At 48.3% G+C, this 16,263-nt stretch carries 19 protein-coding genes; 17 read left to right on the top strand and 2 right to left on the bottom strand.

The window, feature by feature from the left end:
• Position 1 precedes the first annotated feature (1 nt).
• From GKZ89_RS02475 to lysA, 16 genes are all read left to right on the top strand, one after another.
• The gene (locus GKZ89_RS02475) at positions 2 to 838 is read left to right on the top strand and encodes a purine-nucleoside phosphorylase (RefSeq protein WP_155110778.1); all 837 of its coding nucleotides are present in this window, start codon (positions 2 to 4) and stop codon (positions 836 to 838) included.
• Positions 835 to 2,139, top strand: a complete 1,305-nt coding sequence (locus GKZ89_RS02470; RefSeq protein WP_155110777.1) for a pyrimidine-nucleoside phosphorylase — start codon at positions 835 to 837, stop codon at positions 2,137 to 2,139. The genes GKZ89_RS02475 and GKZ89_RS02470 overlap by 4 nt, the downstream gene beginning before the upstream one ends.
• A 120-nt stretch (positions 2,140 to 2,259) precedes the next feature.
• Complete coding sequence (locus GKZ89_RS02465) at positions 2,260 to 2,655, top strand: DUF1801 domain-containing protein (protein WP_155110776.1); 396 nt, start codon at positions 2,260 to 2,262, stop codon at positions 2,653 to 2,655.
• 147 nt (positions 2,656 to 2,802) lie between these two features.
• Entirely contained in the window at positions 2,803 to 3,288 is a 486-nt protein-coding gene (locus GKZ89_RS02460; protein ID WP_155110775.1) for a DinB family protein, read from the top strand.
• Between the two features lie 887 nt (positions 3,289 to 4,175).
• Entirely contained in the window at positions 4,176 to 5,336 is a 1,161-nt protein-coding gene (locus GKZ89_RS02455) for a D-alanyl-D-alanine carboxypeptidase family protein (RefSeq protein WP_155110774.1), read from the top strand.
• A 95-nt stretch (positions 5,337 to 5,431) separates the two neighbouring features.
• A complete protein-coding gene (gene spoIIAA / locus GKZ89_RS02450; protein WP_155110773.1) occupies positions 5,432 to 5,785 on the top strand; it encodes an anti-sigma F factor antagonist in 354 nt (117 codons plus the stop codon).
• On the top strand, positions 5,785 to 6,225 hold the full coding sequence (gene spoIIAB, locus GKZ89_RS02445; RefSeq protein WP_155110772.1) for an anti-sigma F factor: 441 nt from the start codon (positions 5,785 to 5,787) through the stop codon (positions 6,223 to 6,225). Before spoIIAA ends, spoIIAB begins: the two co-directional genes overlap by 1 nt.
• Positions 6,226 to 6,236: 11 nt before the next feature.
• Positions 6,237 to 6,995: an RNA polymerase sporulation sigma factor SigF gene (gene sigF, locus GKZ89_RS02440; protein ID WP_155110771.1), complete on the top strand. Its 759-nt coding sequence runs from the start codon at positions 6,237 to 6,239 to the stop codon at positions 6,993 to 6,995.
• Between the two features lie 139 nt (positions 6,996 to 7,134).
• Positions 7,135 to 7,752, top strand: a complete 618-nt coding sequence (locus tag GKZ89_RS02435) for a stage V sporulation protein AA (protein ID WP_155110770.1) — start codon at positions 7,135 to 7,137, stop codon at positions 7,750 to 7,752.
• Positions 7,742 to 8,164, top strand: a complete 423-nt coding sequence (locus tag GKZ89_RS02430; RefSeq protein ID WP_155110769.1) for a stage V sporulation protein AB — start codon at positions 7,742 to 7,744, stop codon at positions 8,162 to 8,164. The genes GKZ89_RS02435 and GKZ89_RS02430 overlap by 11 nt, the downstream gene beginning before the upstream one ends.
• 15 nt (positions 8,165 to 8,179) lie before the next feature.
• Positions 8,180 to 8,635, top strand: a complete 456-nt coding sequence (spoVAC, locus tag GKZ89_RS02425) for a stage V sporulation protein AC (RefSeq protein ID WP_155110768.1) — start codon at positions 8,180 to 8,182, stop codon at positions 8,633 to 8,635.
• A 12-nt stretch (positions 8,636 to 8,647) separates the two neighbouring features.
• Positions 8,648 to 9,664 (top strand): stage V sporulation protein AD, encoded by a 1,017-nt coding sequence (spoVAD, locus tag GKZ89_RS02420; protein ID WP_155110767.1) that lies wholly within the window; start codon positions 8,648 to 8,650, stop codon positions 9,662 to 9,664.
• Positions 9,664 to 10,014: a stage V sporulation protein AE gene (spoVAE, locus tag GKZ89_RS02415; RefSeq protein ID WP_155110766.1), complete on the top strand. Its 351-nt coding sequence runs from the start codon at positions 9,664 to 9,666 to the stop codon at positions 10,012 to 10,014. Before spoVAD ends, spoVAE begins: the two co-directional genes overlap by 1 nt.
• 6 nt (positions 10,015 to 10,020) lie before the next feature.
• Positions 10,021 to 10,599 (top strand): stage V sporulation protein SpoVABEA, encoded by a 579-nt coding sequence (gene spoVAEA, locus GKZ89_RS02410; protein ID WP_155110765.1) that lies wholly within the window; start codon positions 10,021 to 10,023, stop codon positions 10,597 to 10,599.
• Complete coding sequence (locus tag GKZ89_RS02405) at positions 10,577 to 12,052, top strand: spore germination protein (protein WP_155110764.1); 1,476 nt, start codon at positions 10,577 to 10,579, stop codon at positions 12,050 to 12,052. Before spoVAEA ends, GKZ89_RS02405 begins: the two co-directional genes overlap by 23 nt.
• 184 nt (positions 12,053 to 12,236) lie before the next feature.
• Positions 12,237 to 13,553, top strand: a complete 1,317-nt coding sequence (gene lysA / locus GKZ89_RS02400; RefSeq protein ID WP_162356378.1) for a diaminopimelate decarboxylase — start codon at positions 12,237 to 12,239, stop codon at positions 13,551 to 13,553.
• A 381-nt stretch (positions 13,554 to 13,934) separates the two neighbouring features.
• Here the strand turns inward: lysA and GKZ89_RS02395 are convergent, their stop codons facing one another.
• Positions 13,935 to 14,231: a hypothetical protein gene (locus GKZ89_RS02395; protein ID WP_155110762.1), complete on the bottom strand. Its 297-nt coding sequence runs from the start codon at positions 14,229 to 14,231 to the stop codon at positions 13,935 to 13,937.
• A gap of 309 nt (positions 14,232 to 14,540) precedes the next feature.
• Complete coding sequence (locus tag GKZ89_RS02390) at positions 14,541 to 15,437, bottom strand: DUF1002 domain-containing protein (protein WP_430696546.1); 897 nt, start codon at positions 15,435 to 15,437, stop codon at positions 14,541 to 14,543.
• Between the two features lie 265 nt (positions 15,438 to 15,702).
• On the opposite strand from GKZ89_RS02390, the gene GKZ89_RS02385 reads away from it, so the two are divergent.
• Complete coding sequence (locus tag GKZ89_RS02385; RefSeq protein ID WP_155110761.1) at positions 15,703 to 16,140, top strand: peptidylprolyl isomerase; 438 nt, start codon at positions 15,703 to 15,705, stop codon at positions 16,138 to 16,140.
• The last annotated feature ends 123 nt before the right edge of the window (positions 16,141 to 16,263 follow it).

Below are 16,263 nucleotides of genomic sequence, written 5' to 3'. Positions count from 1 at the left end.
AATGAATGAAAATCACTACAGCCAGGCAGCCCGGTACATCCAGAATAAGATCGGAGAAGCGCCTGAAATCGGGCTGATTCTTGGCTCCGGTCTCGGGGTGCTGGCAGATGAAATAGAAAATGCTGTTAAGATGCCATATGAAGAAATTCCCGGATTTCCGGTTTCAACGGTTGAAGGGCACGCCGGTCAGCTGGTTTACGGAACGCTGAAAGGAGCCCGCGTTATCGCGATGCAGGGCAGGTTCCATTTTTATGAAGGCTATGATATGCAGAAGGTCGTCTTCCCGGTACGGGTGCTGCAGCAGATCGGAATCAAAACACTGATTGTCACAAATGCCGCCGGCGGAATCAATGAACAATTCCAGCCGGGTGATCTGATGCTCATCACGGATCATATAAACAACATGGGCACCAATCCGCTGATCGGACCGAATGAAGAACAGTTCGGTGTGCGCTTCCCGGATCTTTCCCAGGCCTACAGCCGCAAGCTGCTAGAGCTTGCCCGCGAAACAGCCGCTGAAATTGGCGTTCCTGTCAGGGAAGGCGTCTATGTGGCGAACACCGGTCCAGTTTATGAAACACCGGCTGAAATCCGCATGCTCCGGACATGGGGCGGAGACGCTGTCGGCATGTCCACTGTACCGGAAGTTGTAACCGCGAGACACGCCGGACTGGATGTCCTCGGCATCTCCTGCATCAGCAACATGGCAGCCGGAATCCTCGATCAGCCGCTTTCTCACGACGAAGTGATTGAGACGACGGAGAAGGTAAAATCAAGCTTCCTTAGTCTTGTAAAAGAGACCATAGCAAAAATAGCGAAGGCGGGTGCTGCATCATGAGAATGGTAGACATAATCCAGAAAAAGCGGGACGGTAAACTGCTCGCAAAGGAAGAAATCGAATTTGTGGTAAACGGCTATAAAAATGACAGCATTCCCGATTATCAAATGAGCTCCTTTTTAATGAGCGTCTTTTTCAAAGGGATGACGAAAGAAGAAGTGTCATGGCTGACCGACGCGATGGTCCATTCCGGTGAAACAGTTGATTTATCCGGGATCAAAGGCACGAAAGTAGATAAGCACTCAACAGGGGGCGTGGGCGATAAAATCAGCCTGATCGTCGGCCCGCTTGTAGCTTCCGTCGGCGTTCCTGTCGCTAAGATGTCCGGCCGGGGCCTCGGCCATACCGGCGGAACGATCGACAAGCTTGAAGCCGTGGAAGGCTTCAGTGTTGAGTTGACCGGCCAGCAATTTATCGATAACGTCAACAAACATGGCATTTCCATTATCGGCCAGTCCGGAGACCTGGTGCCGGCAGATAAGAAAATCTATGCACTGCGCGATGTGACAGCCACAGTTGATTCCATCCCGCTTATCGCCAGCAGCATTATGAGTAAGAAAATCGCAATGGGTGCCGATGCCATCGTTCTGGACGTAAAAACGGGCTCCGGAGCCTTTATGAAAACATTGGATCGCGCGAAAGACCTCGCTTCTACAATGGTGGAGATCGGCAGCCACTTAAACCGGAACACGATTGCTGTCATCACCGATATGAACCAGCCTTTAGGCTATGAAGTCGGCAACGCCAACGAAATGAAAGAAGTAGTGGAAGTGCTGAAAGGGAACGGATCTGAGGACCTTGTTGAAATCTCCATGGCGATTGCCACTCAAATGTCCATACTCGGCGGAATCTACCAAACCGAGGAGGAAGCACGGGAAGGCCTGAACCGCGCAATTGAATCAGGAGCCGCGCTCGAGAAGTTCAAAGAGTTCATTCAAACTCAAAACGGAGACGGCAGCCAGATTGAAGACGTCAGCAAGCTTCCGCAGGCGGAATATCACGTTGAAGCAAAAGCAGCACAATCCGGCTATATAAGCGACATCGATGCAGAAGACATTGGTGTGGCAGCTCTCCTTCTTGGAGCAGGAAGACAGACAAAAGAAGACAAAATTGACTACTCCGCCGGTGTTACGTTAAAGAAAAAGGCAGGAGACAAAGTGGAGGAAGGAGAAGTAATCGCCATTCTCCACACAAACAAAGAAGACACAAAGCAGGCGATGGATACCCTGCACGGCGCTTTCTCTTATGCAGAGCAGCAGCCTGAAAAACGGCCATACGTATACGAGATTATTTCGAAGTAAGTGGAGAACGGAGCCCAATGGCTCCGTTTTTTATATGCAGCGAACCGAATTACCGCCGTTTGAAAAAACTCATATCCGGTAAAATACAGAAGGAAAATGAAAAATACAGGAGGCGGTGGATTGGGTGAAAAACGGAATGGCACCGAACAGGTAACCGAATTTATGAACAGCCTTGAACACCTGCATAAAGCAGAAATAGAAGAAATTCGACTTATTTTAACTGCTGACAGCAAAATGACTGAGCAGATTAAGTGGAATGCCCCAAGCTTTTGCTATGAAGGTGAAGACCGGATTACGTTCAACCTTCACGAAAAAGGAGCGGTCCGGCTCATCTTTCACTGTGGTGCAAAGGGAAAAGACCGAAAGACGAAGGCTCCCCTGATTGAAGATCCAAGCGGTATATTAGAGTGGAAAACAGCTGACAGAGCGATGGTGAAATTTACGGATTTAAATGACGTGAAAGCAAAAGAAGAAAACCTTAGCGTGGTCATAGCAAAGTGGATCAAAGCTATTTAAACGCTTGGGGAAGGATTGAATAAATCCATTAACCGGCACCATTTTGACGCAATTCGCCTATATGCATTACCTTTCGGACACCTTGAAGGATTCTGCATGTTTTTCAAGAATACATGCAGTGATACAAACTAAGGAGGAGAAGTGATAATGGAAAATAGCCGGAAAGAAACCCTGTTAACGTTAAGAAATTACAGCTGGAAGAAAAACGGCTGGAACGCCTCCCTGTCCCAGGCACTGGAAAATGTAACCGCTGCCGATGCAGCCTGGAAGCCCCCGGGCGGAGGCAACACCATCTGGGAGACAGTAAACCACCTCAACTATTTCAACGCGCGCACCCTTGAAAAGCTGCTCGGCAAAACTCCGGATCACACTGTTGCCACAAATGAAGAAACGTTCGGTGCCGCCGGTTCCGTGAACGACGAAGAAAAATGGAAGTCAGCCGTTTCTAAAACAGAGCAACTCATGACCAGCCTCATTGAAACCATAGAAAAGCTATCCGAGGAAAATGTGGCAGAAGGGGAATGGGACATCCGGCTGCCCGAAATCATGATGCACGACGCCTACCATACCGGCCAAATTGTACTAATCCGCAAAATGCAAGGAAGCTGGCCGGCGCAGCGCGATTTTGAGTGAGGAGCTACACTGCATTCTGTGTATATGGTCTTCTAAGACCGAACACCGCAAAGACGTGCTGAAGTCACAGAAATAACGTCGTTTGAGACCGATAGCCGCAATACCGGTCTCCACGGCCGCTATTTTGCTAAAAAACCGTTTACATTATTAGTTTCGGTTTCAAATGCAGCTATTTTCGGATTAGCAGCACAAAACCGTCCGATTTCCCGCAAATAGCGTCTCCTGAGACCGAACATCGCAAAACAAAATAGCGTCTCCTGAGACCGATAGCCGAGATACCGGTCTCCAGGGCTATTGTTTTTTAAAGAAACCGCTTACACCGTTAGTTTCGGTCTCAGATGCAGCTATTTTCCGACCGGGAGCACAAAACCATCGGATTTCCTGTAAATAACGTCTCCTGAGACCGAACATCGCAAAAACGGCCTAAAATCATCAAAATAGCGTCTCCTGAGACCGATCGCGGGGGTACCAGTCTCCAGGGCCGCTATTTTTCTAAAAGACCGCTCTCACTGTTCCTTTTGGTCTCAGATGCAGCTATTTCCCGCTCAGCAGCACAAAACCGTCGGATTTCCCGCAAATAGCGTCTCCTGAGACCAAACACGGCAAAAACGGCCTAAAATCACCATAATAGCGTCTCCTGAGACCGATCGCCGTAATACCGGTCTCCACGGCCGCTATCAAAAAAAGCCAAATCCGCTCACATCCCTCGTTTCCTTCTTCTCCCAAAAACCCAATCTTTTCAACTCCCCCCAGCCCCATCAGCATCTCCAAATTGTGACTCTAACTCCCAATGCACAAACTCATCCCAATTCCACCTCCTGCTACCCATGTATAATCCCGCTGGAATTGGAAAAACTGGAGTGTATCTTATTTGGGAGGGTTTGGAAATGAAAAAAGTTTTTTCCATTCTTTTAACAGTTTGCTTTCTTTGCACGTTTGCTCAGGGAGCTTTAGCAAAAGAGAACCGCTTGGAATTGGCGCCGAATGCGAAGTCAGCTGTACTGATTGAGCGGGATACGGGCAAGATCCTTTATGAAAAGAACAGTGATGAGCAGCTTCCGCCTGCAAGCATGACAAAAATTATGACGATGATTTTGATTATGGATGCTTTTGATAAAGGGAAGCTGAAGCTGACGGATAAGGTCCGCACGAGTGAATATGCTGCTTCTATGGGGGGATCGCAGATTTTCCTAGAGCCGGGTGAAGAGATGACGGCTGATGAGATGCTGCGTGGTATTGCCATTGGTTCTGGTAATGATGCGTCAGTGGCGATGGCCGAGCATCTCGGGGGATCTGAGGATGGATTTGTAGAGCTGATGAATAAAAAAGCGCAGGAGCTGGGGCTGAAGAACACTCATTTTGAAAACACGACCGGACTTCCTGAGAAAGGCCATTACAGCACGGCACATGATATGGCGGTTATGGGGAAAGAGCTTCTGAAGTATGAGAGGATCACGAAGTATACCGGCAAATATGAAGATTATTTGAGAACGGATACCGAAAAGAAATTCTGGCTTGTAAACACGAACAGGCTTGTGAAGTTTTATCCGGGTGTGGATGGCGTGAAAACAGGATTTACAAATGAAGCAAAATACTGTCTGACTGCTACAGCTAAAAAAGGAAACATGAGGGTGATCGCTGTAGTCATGGGGGCTGAAACGCCGAAAGACCGGAACAATCAGGTGACGAAAATGCTGGACTATGCATTCAGCCAGTATGAAACGCACCCATTGTATAAGAGAAGCGAGGTCATCAGCAATCAAAAGGTAAGCAAGGGAAGCGATAAAAAAGTGAACCTTGTGACGTCTGAACCGATTTCCCTTTTAACCAAAAAAGGCGAGAGTACAAAAAATGTGACGAAAGAAGTCATCCCGAAGAAAAACCTGTCCGCGCCTCTGAAAAAGGGCGAGGTCCTTGGCATTCTGGTCATTAAGAAAGACGGAGAGGTTGTTGCGAAAAGTCCGCTTGCAGCGGAAAAGGATATTCAGGCCGCGGGCTGGTGGTCCCTTTTCAAGCGGGTCATGAGCGACTTTACAAAAGCTGGCTGATTGTGCCGAATGTCCACTAGTTTTGTCACTGTGCAGGAAAACGGAACCGGAAAACCGAAAGACTCATACAAGCAATGATCAAGGAGGAATGGCAGATGAGTCTATCGGTTGAACTGACCGTACGTGAATCCGTCCTTTGCATCCGTCTATCCGGTGAACTGGACCACCACAGCACAGATGAATTAAGGGCAAGAGTGAATGAAATCCTGGAAGAAGGCAAGGTCAAACATATTATATTGAACCTTGGAAATCTGATGTTTATGGATAGCTCCGGTCTTGGTGTGATCCTTGGGCGGTATAAGCAAATCAAGCAGCTTGGCGGAGAGATGGTGGTTTGCTCCATTTCCCCGGCCATTCAGCGTCTTTTCGATATGTCAGGTCTCTTTAAAATTGTCCGTCTTGCAGAAAACGAAGATGAGGCCCTTCAGACTTTGGGGGTGGCTTCCTGATGAAAAATCAGATGGAAATCCAGTTTTCCGCCCTTAGTCAGAACGAATCCTTCGCGAGAGTGACAGTTGCCGCTTTTATTGCCCAGCTTGATCCGACCCTGGACGAACTCACTGAGATTAAAACAGTGGTCTCTGAAGCGGTCACGAACGCGATCATTCACGGTTATAACAACGATCCTGATGGCATCGTTTACATCGCAGTGACCCTTGATGAAGATACTGTCTACTTGACTATCCGGGATGAAGGCATGGGGATTCATGATCTGGAAGAAGCGAGAACCCCTCTATTCACTACGAAACCGGAGCTTGAGCGTTCCGGGATGGGCTTTACCATCATGGAGAATTTTATGGATGATATTCACGTTGAATCAGCCCCTTCCCTTGGAACTGCGGTGAAATTGACAAAGCATTTATCTAAAAGCAAAGCTTTGGTTAATTAAGGAGACGAGCCATGGATGTGGAGGTTAAGAACGGCCAAAAGAACGTTCAGTTAAAAGACCACGAAGTGAAAGAGCTGATCTTAAAGAGCCAGCAGGGAGACCAGCTGGCAAGAGATACGATTGTGCAGCGCAACATGAGGCTCGTCTGGTCGGTTGTCCAAAGGTTTTTAAACCGGGGCTACGAACCGGATGATCTGTTTCAAATCGGATGCATCGGCCTTCTGAAGTCTGTGGATAAATTTGATTTATCCTATGATGTCCGGTTTTCGACCTACGCTGTACCCATGATTATCGGAGAGATCCAGCGGTTTATCCGGGATGATGGGACTGTGAAGGTGAGCAGATCGCTTAAAGAACTGGGGAACAAAATCAGAAGGGCTAAAGATGAATTGTCCAAAACCCTCGGGAAAGTGCCCACTGTTGCGGAAATTGCCAGCCACCTAGACATTTCACCTGAAGAGGTAGTTTTAGCGCAGGAAGCCGTAAGGGCTCCATCCTCCATACATGAAACGGTTTATGAAAATGACGGAGATCCGATTACCCTGCTCGACCAGATTGCCGATCATGCCGATTCCAAATGGTTTGATAAAATCGTGCTGAAGGAAGCGATCGAGGGCCTTGAGGAGAGGGAAAAGCTCATCGTCTATTTAAGATATTATAAGGACCACACTCAATCTGAAGTTGCCGAACGGCTTGGCATCTCGCAGGTTCAGGTGTCAAGACTTGAAAAGAAGATTCTTGGTCAGATGAAAAGTCTGATGGGCGGCTGACAAAAAAGCGAATCCAAATGGGTTCGCTTTTTCTGTTGTCTTAAATGGTAATAAGTGTATATCGGCTGCGTTTGCATGTTTAAAAGACGTCCTTAGCATACTACATATACACGTTAGTTTCATAATGGGATGTGAATGTATGTCTAAAACGGTTTACATAAGGCTGAGGCACCGAATTCAGTCCGTCCCGGAAACATCTCTTGTTTTAGCCGATCTTGCCCAGATTGCCGGGGCAGAAAACCATCCGGATCTAGGGAATCTCAAAATTCATGACGTGACCGCCAGTGACAGGACCGTAGTGGTCATTGATGTGATGGAGGTCATACGAAGGATTCAGCAGGTGATGCCCGGTGCAGAGATTCAGACCATCGGCCCTTCCCAGACAGTAGTGGAAATTGTGTATGAGAGAAAGAAAAGGAAGCTGGTCTACCTGGTTGCGGTCTGGTTTCTTCTGTTTATAGGTGCCGCCATGGCTATCATCAACTTTCATGAAGATGTCAGCATGCAGGCTGTCCACCAGAAGCTCTTTTATATGCTTACCGGCAAAAAAGACAGTGATCCGCTCCTGCTGCAGATTCCCTATTCGATTGGGCTTGGCTTGGGGATGATTCTGTTTTTCAATCACGTATTTAAAAAGCGGATCAATGAAGAGCCGAGCCCGCTTGAGGTTGAAATGTTCAAATATCAAATGGACCTTGATCAGTATGCCGCCATGAATGAAAACAAAGAGAGTGTGAAAAAACTGGATGATCATTAGCATCCTTTTCATTCTGTTTCTCGGTCTGGCATGGGGATTTGCTGTCGGGGCAGGGTTTGTTGCCTTTTTAGCGGTGCTTGGCATCATTCCCCGCCTCAGCCAGCTTACAAAGACGATGGCCTACATTCAGGGATACGAATGGAGTGTTGTGGCCGGTGCAGCAGCGGGCGGCTGGATGAGTTTGAGGAACACCGTTCTTCACCTTCCAAAAATCGCCGCTGTACCGATCGGGCTGATGGACGGAATGTTTATCGGCCTCCTGGCCGCTGCCCTGACAGAAGTGCTTAACGTGCTGCCCATTCTCGCAAAGCGCATCGGAATCGCTGAGCAAATCATTATCATGCTCATGGCCATTGTTTTAGGCAAGGTATGCGGATCGCTGTATCATTGGCTGGTCTTCGTCCATTTATAAAAGGAGGAAACACGGATGTCAAAGCTTAAGGATCAGTATTCAGATCAGATTAAAGCCTATCAGCCCAAACCGAATTATTTTTTAAACTGTTTAAAGGCCTTTGCAGTCGGCGGCCTGATTTGCGTCATCGGCCAGCTGATCAGCAACTTTTATATCAATGTGTTTGATTTTACAAAAGAATCGGCAGGCAACCCGACAGTAGCCACACTGATTCTCATTTCTGCCATTCTTACCGGAATCGGCATTTACGACCGGATCGGGCAATTTGCAGGTGCGGGTTCTGCTGTACCGGTCACCGGCTTTGCCAACTCGATGACCAGCGCTGCTCTGGAACATAAAAGCGAGGGGCTCGTTCTCGGTGTAGCGACCAATATGTTTAAGCTTGCCGGAAGCGTCATCGTCTTTGGTGCTGTTTCCGCTTACGTCGTAGGAATGATCCGCTTCTTCTTTAAGATGATGATGGGTTCATAAGGAGGGGAAAAAATGAAGCTTACTGGAAAACAAACATGGGTGTTCCATAACAATGTGTATGTAAAGTCGGCGGGAACGGCAGTTGGGCCAAAAGAGGCAAAAGGTCCGCTCGGCCCCCTTTTTGATGAAAAATACGATGATCTTCATTGCGGTGAAGATAACTGGGAGCTGGCAGAACGGAAGCTCATGGAAAAAGCCATTGCCCATTCATTAAACAAAGCAGGGCTGCAGGAAGACCAGATCGATTTCCTTCTGGCCGGGGATTTGCTTAATCAAAATGTTACATCCAACTATACCGCAAGGCACCTTGGCATCCCGTTTCTCTGTATGTTCGGGGCCTGCTCCACATCGATGGAAACAACCGCCCTCGGTTCCCTGCTGGTTGATGGCGGCTACGCCGGCAAGGTCATTGCCGCTACAAGCAGCCACAATGCAACAGCTGAACGTCAATTCCGGAATCCGACTGAATATGGCGGCCAGAAGCCCGGTACGGCTACATCCACTGTAACTGGATCAGGCGCTGTGCTCATCACGAATGAGCCGAGTGAAATCCGGATTACAGCAGCGACAATCGGTAAGGTTCAGGACTATGGGATCAAGGATGCCAACGATATGGGGTCTGCAATGGCACCGGCAGCGGCTGATACCATTCAGATTCATCTGGAAGATATGGGCCGGTCTCCGGAGGACTATGACATGATTGTAACCGGAGATTTGTCGGGTGTCGGCAGCCCGATCCTGATCGATCTTTTAAAGGAAGAAGGCATTCATATTGCTTCACAGCACCAGGATTGCGGGCTTCTGATTTACCGGCCGGACCAGGGGGTCTTTGCCGGAGGCAGCGGATGCGGATGTTCTGCAGTCGTCACTTACGGCCATCTGTTCAATGAACTGAAAGCCGGGAACTTAAACCGGATTCTCGTGGTCGCGACGGGAGCGCTGCTGAGCCCGACCATGATCCAGCAAAAAGAATCCATTCCGACGATTGCCCACGGTGTCGTCTTTGAAAGAACAGGAGGGGTGCACTGATGGAATATATTCTGGCCTTTGTATGCGGCGGACTGATTTGTGTGATCGGGCAGATTCTGCTGGATGTATTTAAACTCACCCCTGCCCATGTAATGAGTTCATTTGTCGTAACAGGTGCCATTCTGGATGGCTTTGGAATTTACGATAAATTTATCGAGTTTGCGGGTGCCGGTGCCACTGTGCCGATTACCTCATTCGGCCACTCCCTGCTGCACGGGGCGATGGAGCAGGCAGACGAGCATGGCTTTATCGGAATTGCGATCGGAATTTTCAACCTGACCTCAGCAGGTATTTCATCCGCCATCCTGTTTGCTTTTATCATCGCAGTTCTATTTAAACCGAAAGGATAAAAGCAAATGAAAAGAAAGGTCATACTGGTGACGGATGGGGATGTGTACGCTGCAAAAGCGGTGGCGTATACGGCTGAAAAAATCGGCGGACGCTGGATCTCCCAATCGCAGGGAAATCCGACAAAGCTGAGCGGAGCGGAGCTTGTCCGGCTGATCTTACAAACTCCGCATGATCCGGTATTTGTTTTATTCGATGATTGCGGAATGCCCGGTGAAGGTCCTGGTGAAAAAGCGATGCTTCATGTCGCGCGCCACCCTTCCATTGAAGTTCTGGGTGTTATCGCGGTCGCAGCTAAAACGAAGCAGCCGGACTGGGCAAAGGTTGACGTTTGCATCGACCGTGAAGGGCAGCTGACCGGTCATGGCGTCGATAAAGGCGGGGTAGAAGAGCTTGAGGATGGAAGAATTACCGGTGATACGGTATACAGCCTGGATCTGCTGGACGTGCCTGTCATCGTAGGAATCGGCGACATTGGAAAAATGGCCAGAAGAGATGATGCCAGAAACGGCGCGCCTATAACGATGAAAGCAGCAGAGATCATATTGGAAAGGAATGGAATGCATGTCGGCAAACGTAAAGAATGAATCCCCTATTTCACCAAAGCTTTACGAAAACGAAAAGTACTTCAAAGACCGTGTTGGGATGGGAACGAGTTTTGACCTCGGGGTTCGCAAATTTACGGTAATGGGCAAAGGGGTCCACCTTTATTATGTAACGGGCCTTTGCGATTCGCAGTATCTCATTTTAATCCTTTCTGCTCTCGCTGAAGTCAATGACAGCGGCCAGGACATAGACAAGTTTAAGGAAATTATCGAAAATCGTCTCGTCCACCAGCAGGTCATGAAAGTTATGACCATCCAAAAGGCGGTAACAGAGGTCCTATCGGGTCTCGTTGCCATCATGATGGAAGATGCAAACTACGCACTTGTCGTAGATGTAAGAAGCTATCCCGGACGCAATCCTGAAGAGCCGGATACGGAAAAAGTGGTGCGTGGAGCAAGAGACGGTTTCGTTGAGAACATCATAGTCAATACCGCTCTAATTCGCAGAAGGGTGCGAGATGAGCGTCTCCGCTATGAATTGATGAAAGTGGGGGAGCGGTCAAAGACCGATGTATGTGTAGCCTATATTGAAGACATAGCCAGCAAGGACTTAGTGGACTTGATCAAAAAGGAATTAAAGGAAATAAAGGTTGACGGAATTACAATGGGTGATAAAACAGTAGAAGAGTTTCTCGTCAAACAGGGGTTCAACCCGTTCCCGATGGTCCGCTATACCGAAAGAGCGGATGTTGCGGCCAATCACATTGTTGAAGGCCATGTCATCATTATTGTGGACACCTCACCAAGTGTCATTATCACCCCGACGACGCTGTTCCATCATGTACAGCACGCAGAAGAATACCGCCAGGCTCCTGCAATCGGAACCTTTCTGCGCTGGGTGCGTTTCCTTGGAATTCTGTCATCCACCTTTTTGCTCCCATTCTGGTTTTTGTTTATCCTTGAACCGTCTCTGCTGCCGAAAAGCCTCTCATTTATCGGTCCAAATGAACAGACGAATATTCCGGCTGTCGCACAGATCTTCCTAGCTGACTTCGGGATTGAATTTTTGAGAATGGCCGCGATACACACCCCGACAGCCCTTTCAACGGCGATGGGACTCATAGCCGCTGTACTGATCGGGCAGATTGCGATAGACGTAGGGCTGTTCGTCCCGGAAGTCATCCTTTATGTATCCATTGCAGCGATCGGCAGTTTTACAACGCCAAGCTATGAACTGAGTGTCGCGAACAAAATCGTCAGACTGCTGCTGCTTGCTGTTACAGCAATTTTCCATGTGAAGGGGTTTGTGATAGGCGTAACTGCTTTTATCCTTTACCTCGCTTCAACAAGAACACTTAACACTCCTTACCTGTGGCCGCTTCTGCCTTTTAATCCAGCAGCGTTCAAGCAGATTGTGATCCGGACATCTGTACCGGGAGCGAAACTGCGTCCGAGCATTGTCCACCCTCAGGACATTTTCCGGCAGCGTAAATAAAAATGATGATTGAAACCTGGCATTACTTGTGATAATGTATGTTTAATTATCCAAAGAAAGCAGTTAATAACCGCATGTTGTTGGCTGCTTTTTCTTATATCTCATGTGGCTGACAGACAGCTTGAGACTGCAGCTGCCAGGTTCAATGAATTACCTCAAAGCACACAGAAAGAGGGAATGTAACGTGTATCTCCATGGCACAAGCAGAATTAATCAGGCAGGACACCTCGAAATTGGCGGGGTGGACACAGCAGATATCGTCTCGCAATATGGCACACCGGTTTACGTATACGATGTAGAACTGATCCGTAAAAGAGCCCGGCAGTTTAAACAGGCTTTTCAAAATGAAAATGTAAAAGCCCAGGTTGCTTACGCGAGCAAAGCGTTTTCCTCAGTAGCCATGTTTCAGCTTGTTGAAGAGGAAGGCCTTTCACTGGATGTCGTATCCGCCGGTGAACTTTACACAGCTCTGAAAGCAGGATTTCCGCCTGAGAAAATTCATTTTCACGGAAACAATAAAAGCGAAGAAGAGCTGAAGCTTGCACTCGAAGCGGGAATTGGATGCATCGTCATTGACAACTTCTATGAAATCCATCTCATCTCTGGTATTGCAAAAGAAGCCAATCAGTCAGTACCGGTCCTCCTGCGCGTCACTCCGGGAGTAGAAGCCCACACCCACGATTACATAACAACAGGCCAGGAAGATTCCAAATTTGGCTTTGACCTGCAGAACGGCCAGATCGAGCGAGCAATCGAAATGGTGCTTGGAGATAAAGGCTTTCATCTGCTTGGTGTGCATTGCCACATCGGCTCCCAGATTTTTGACGGAGCCGGCTTTGTCCTCGCAGCAGAAAAAATCTTCAAGAAAATTAAAGAATGGAAAGAGTCATTCGGCTTCGTCCCGACAGTCGTCAATCTGGGCGGCGGATTCGGCATCCGCTACACTTCTGAAGACGAACCTCTTCATCCGGCTTCCTATGTGGAACAGATGATTCAGGCTGTCAAAACGCAATCGCAGCTGCTCGGAATCAATCTACCTGAAATTTGGATTGAGCCGGGCCGCTCACTGGTAGGGGATGCAGGAACAACCCTGTACACAATCGGTTCCCGCAAAGAAGTCCCGAACATCAGGGAATACATCGCCGTCGACGGCGGTATGAGCGACAACATCCGGCCGGCCCTCTATCAGGCTAAATACGAAGCGGCCCTCGCAAACCGGATGAACGATGCCTGCAACAAAGAAGTCTCCATTGCAGGGAAGTGCTGCGAAAGCGGAGATATGCTGCTTTGGGACATCGAACTTCCCGAAACAGCTGCAGGTGACATCCTCGCTGTATTCTGTACAGGTGCCTACGGATACTCCATGGCCAACAACTACAACCGCATCGCAAGACCGCCGGTCGTATTTGCAGAAAACGGAGAAGCGCAGCTCGTCATCAAAAGGGAAACATACGAAGATATGCTGAAACTGGATCTTCCGCTGAAAGCAAAAGTCAGATAACGGTAAACCCCCGAATCCTTGTGACTCGGGGGTTTTGATTTTTGTGGGGGAGCGGGTGATTTAGATCGGCAGGGACGGGGGGAGAATGGAAACGGCCTGGATTGGCACATAAAAGGGTCCAGCCGGCAAGAGAACATACTGGATCGGCACGTAAAAAAAGTTTGGCACGTAAATGCATCAGGCTGGCACGTAAAAGAAGGGTTCCGGCACGAAAAAGGGTCCAGCCGGCACGAGAACATACTGGATCGGCACGTAAAAAAAGTTTGGCACCTAAATGCATCAGGCTGGCACGTAAAAGAACGGTTCCGGCACATAAAAGCGTCCAGCCGGCACGAGAACGGACTGGATCGGCACGAAAAAAAAGTTTGGCACGTAAATGCATCAGGCTGGCACGTAAAAGAACGGTTCGGGCACGAAAAAGAGTTCAGCCGGCACGAGAACATACTGGATCGGCACGAAAAAAAAGTTTGGCACGTGAATGCATGAGGACGGCACGTAATAGAAGTGTTCCGGCACATAAAAGCGTCCAGCCGGCACGAGAACGGACTGGATCGGCACGTAAAAAAAGTTTGGCACGTGAATGCATGAGGACGGCACGTAAAAGAACGGTTCCGGCACATAAAAGCGTCCAGCCGGCACGAGAACGGACTGGATCGGCACGTAAAAAAAGTTTGGCACGTAAATGCATCAGGCTGGCATGTAAAAGAAGGGTTCGGGCACGAAAAAGAGTTCAGCCGGCACGAGAACGGACTGGATCGGCACGTGAAAAAAGTTTGGCACGTGAATGCATGAGGACGGCACGTAATAGAAGTGTTTCGGCACGAAAAAGGGTCCAGCCGGCACGAAAACGGACTGGATTGGCACGTAAAAGGTCCACCTCTAAAACGACTTCAGAGAAAATTATACCGGCTGTCCTTTTTAACGGATCCTTAGGACAAAAAAACCCCCGAATCACAACAATTCGGGGGCAGCAATCTGTTTGATTAATTATTTAAGGCCTGCAGCATTCTGTCCGCCGCCGTTAAATAGAGAAACGATGGCATTCCAGATGGCCGCAAAAAATTGGATGACTTGATCAATAAAGTTCTGGCCTTCTTCAGATTCGATAAATTTCGTGATTTTTTCTTTTGCCTGGTCCAGCTGCTGGCTTACCTGATTCCAGTCAATGTTTGCGTCTTTCATTTTGTTGAACAGGGAAATCAGGCTGTTGATTTCTTCCTCGGTAAGGGTGATTCCCAGCTCTTTTGCAGCGTTTTCGATCATCGTTCTCAGTTCTTCATCGTTCGCCGGCACTCCGTTTTGGGCAACTTGTTCCTTAACTTTCGCCATCAGTGCTGCAGCGTTTTCCTCTCCGTGCTTTTGGCCGAGTTCAGAAGTGGTAACAAGCTCTTCGTTTGCCACCTGCTTCACGTCTTCCGGTATAACTTGATCGGAGCTGACTTCATAGGCTTTGATCAAACCGGTCAATGCTGCTGTTCCGGAAACTTCAAACGGTGCTGTAACCTGGACGGTCGCATCTTTAACACCTGCTGTCATTAAGGCGTTCAAATACATTTCATCTGTGATGGCCGTAATGTTTTTGGTTTGGACCTCAAGGCCGGAACCGGACTTTTCAATCGTAATGGATGAGGAGGATAAGGCTTTTGTTCCAATCTGGCTTTTCGGAATATATTGGCCAAGATATTTGTGTTCTTCCTCGTTTGATACCGTAACCGTCTGTGCATTTTCAGGTGCATTCAAATCCTGCAAAACGGTTTCTTTCTGCTGTGGAGTTAAGTTTTCTCCGAGTGTTACGATAACATCACCGACTGCTGCGTCTGCCAGTCCAATCTGGGGAATGGCAATCATGCACGCTGCAATCATCGCGGCAACTGCTTTCTTCAAGTGAATACCCTCCTTTAAAGGTGACAAATCTCGCGGGCCACCACACCATTATAGCCGCTTTTTTATAAGTGTCATAGCATAAATTATGCCAAATGACCGGATGCGGGGGAAAAACCGCACCTTAAAACTGTTAGACGGCAGAGGACGGAGGAAAGTTTCGCAGACATTATGTAAAAAGCAACACAATCATAAAGGTGCTTCTTTTTAACGAATGAAGGCAGATATGGTATAATGGTGTGAATTTGAATTAAAGGAGATGCTTACAATGGCTAAAAAAGGATACATACTTATGAAAAACGGAGAAAAAATCGAATTTGATCTTTTCCCGAACGAAGCTCCGAACACAGTTGCGAACTTTGAAAAGCTTGCAAACGAAGGCTTCTATAACGGTGTTAACTTCCACCGCGTGATTCCGGGCTTCGTTTCACAAGGCGGAGATCCTACGGGAACCGGAGCGGGTGGTCCAGGCTACTCCATCGATTGCGAAACAGAAGGAAACCCTCACAGACATGAAGAAGGCAGCCTGTCTATGGCGCATGCCGGCAAAAACACAGGCGGCAGCCAGTTCTTCATCGTCCATGAGCCCCAGCCTCACTTGAACGGTGTTCACACTGTTTTCGGCATCGTTACATCCAACATTGCTGCAGCTAAAGCAATGAAAAACGGCGATGTTATGGAAAAAGTAGAAGTATTCGACGCATAATGCAGGAAAAACTGCCGGAAACCCGGCAGTTTTTTTATTTTAGACTGATTTTACTTGTATTGGACGGGGGGGCATGTGCACCCGCTATATTTGCGATAATCTCGATATATCAGCGAAATTCAC

Origin of the sequence: Metabacillus mangrovi, assembly GCF_009711125.1 — a bacterium.
Classification (GTDB): Bacteria; Bacillota; Bacilli; order Bacillales; family Bacillaceae; genus Metabacillus_B; species Metabacillus_B mangrovi.
The sequence above is the reverse complement of the archived record's forward strand: the minus strand, read 5'-3'. Positions and strand labels throughout refer to the sequence as shown.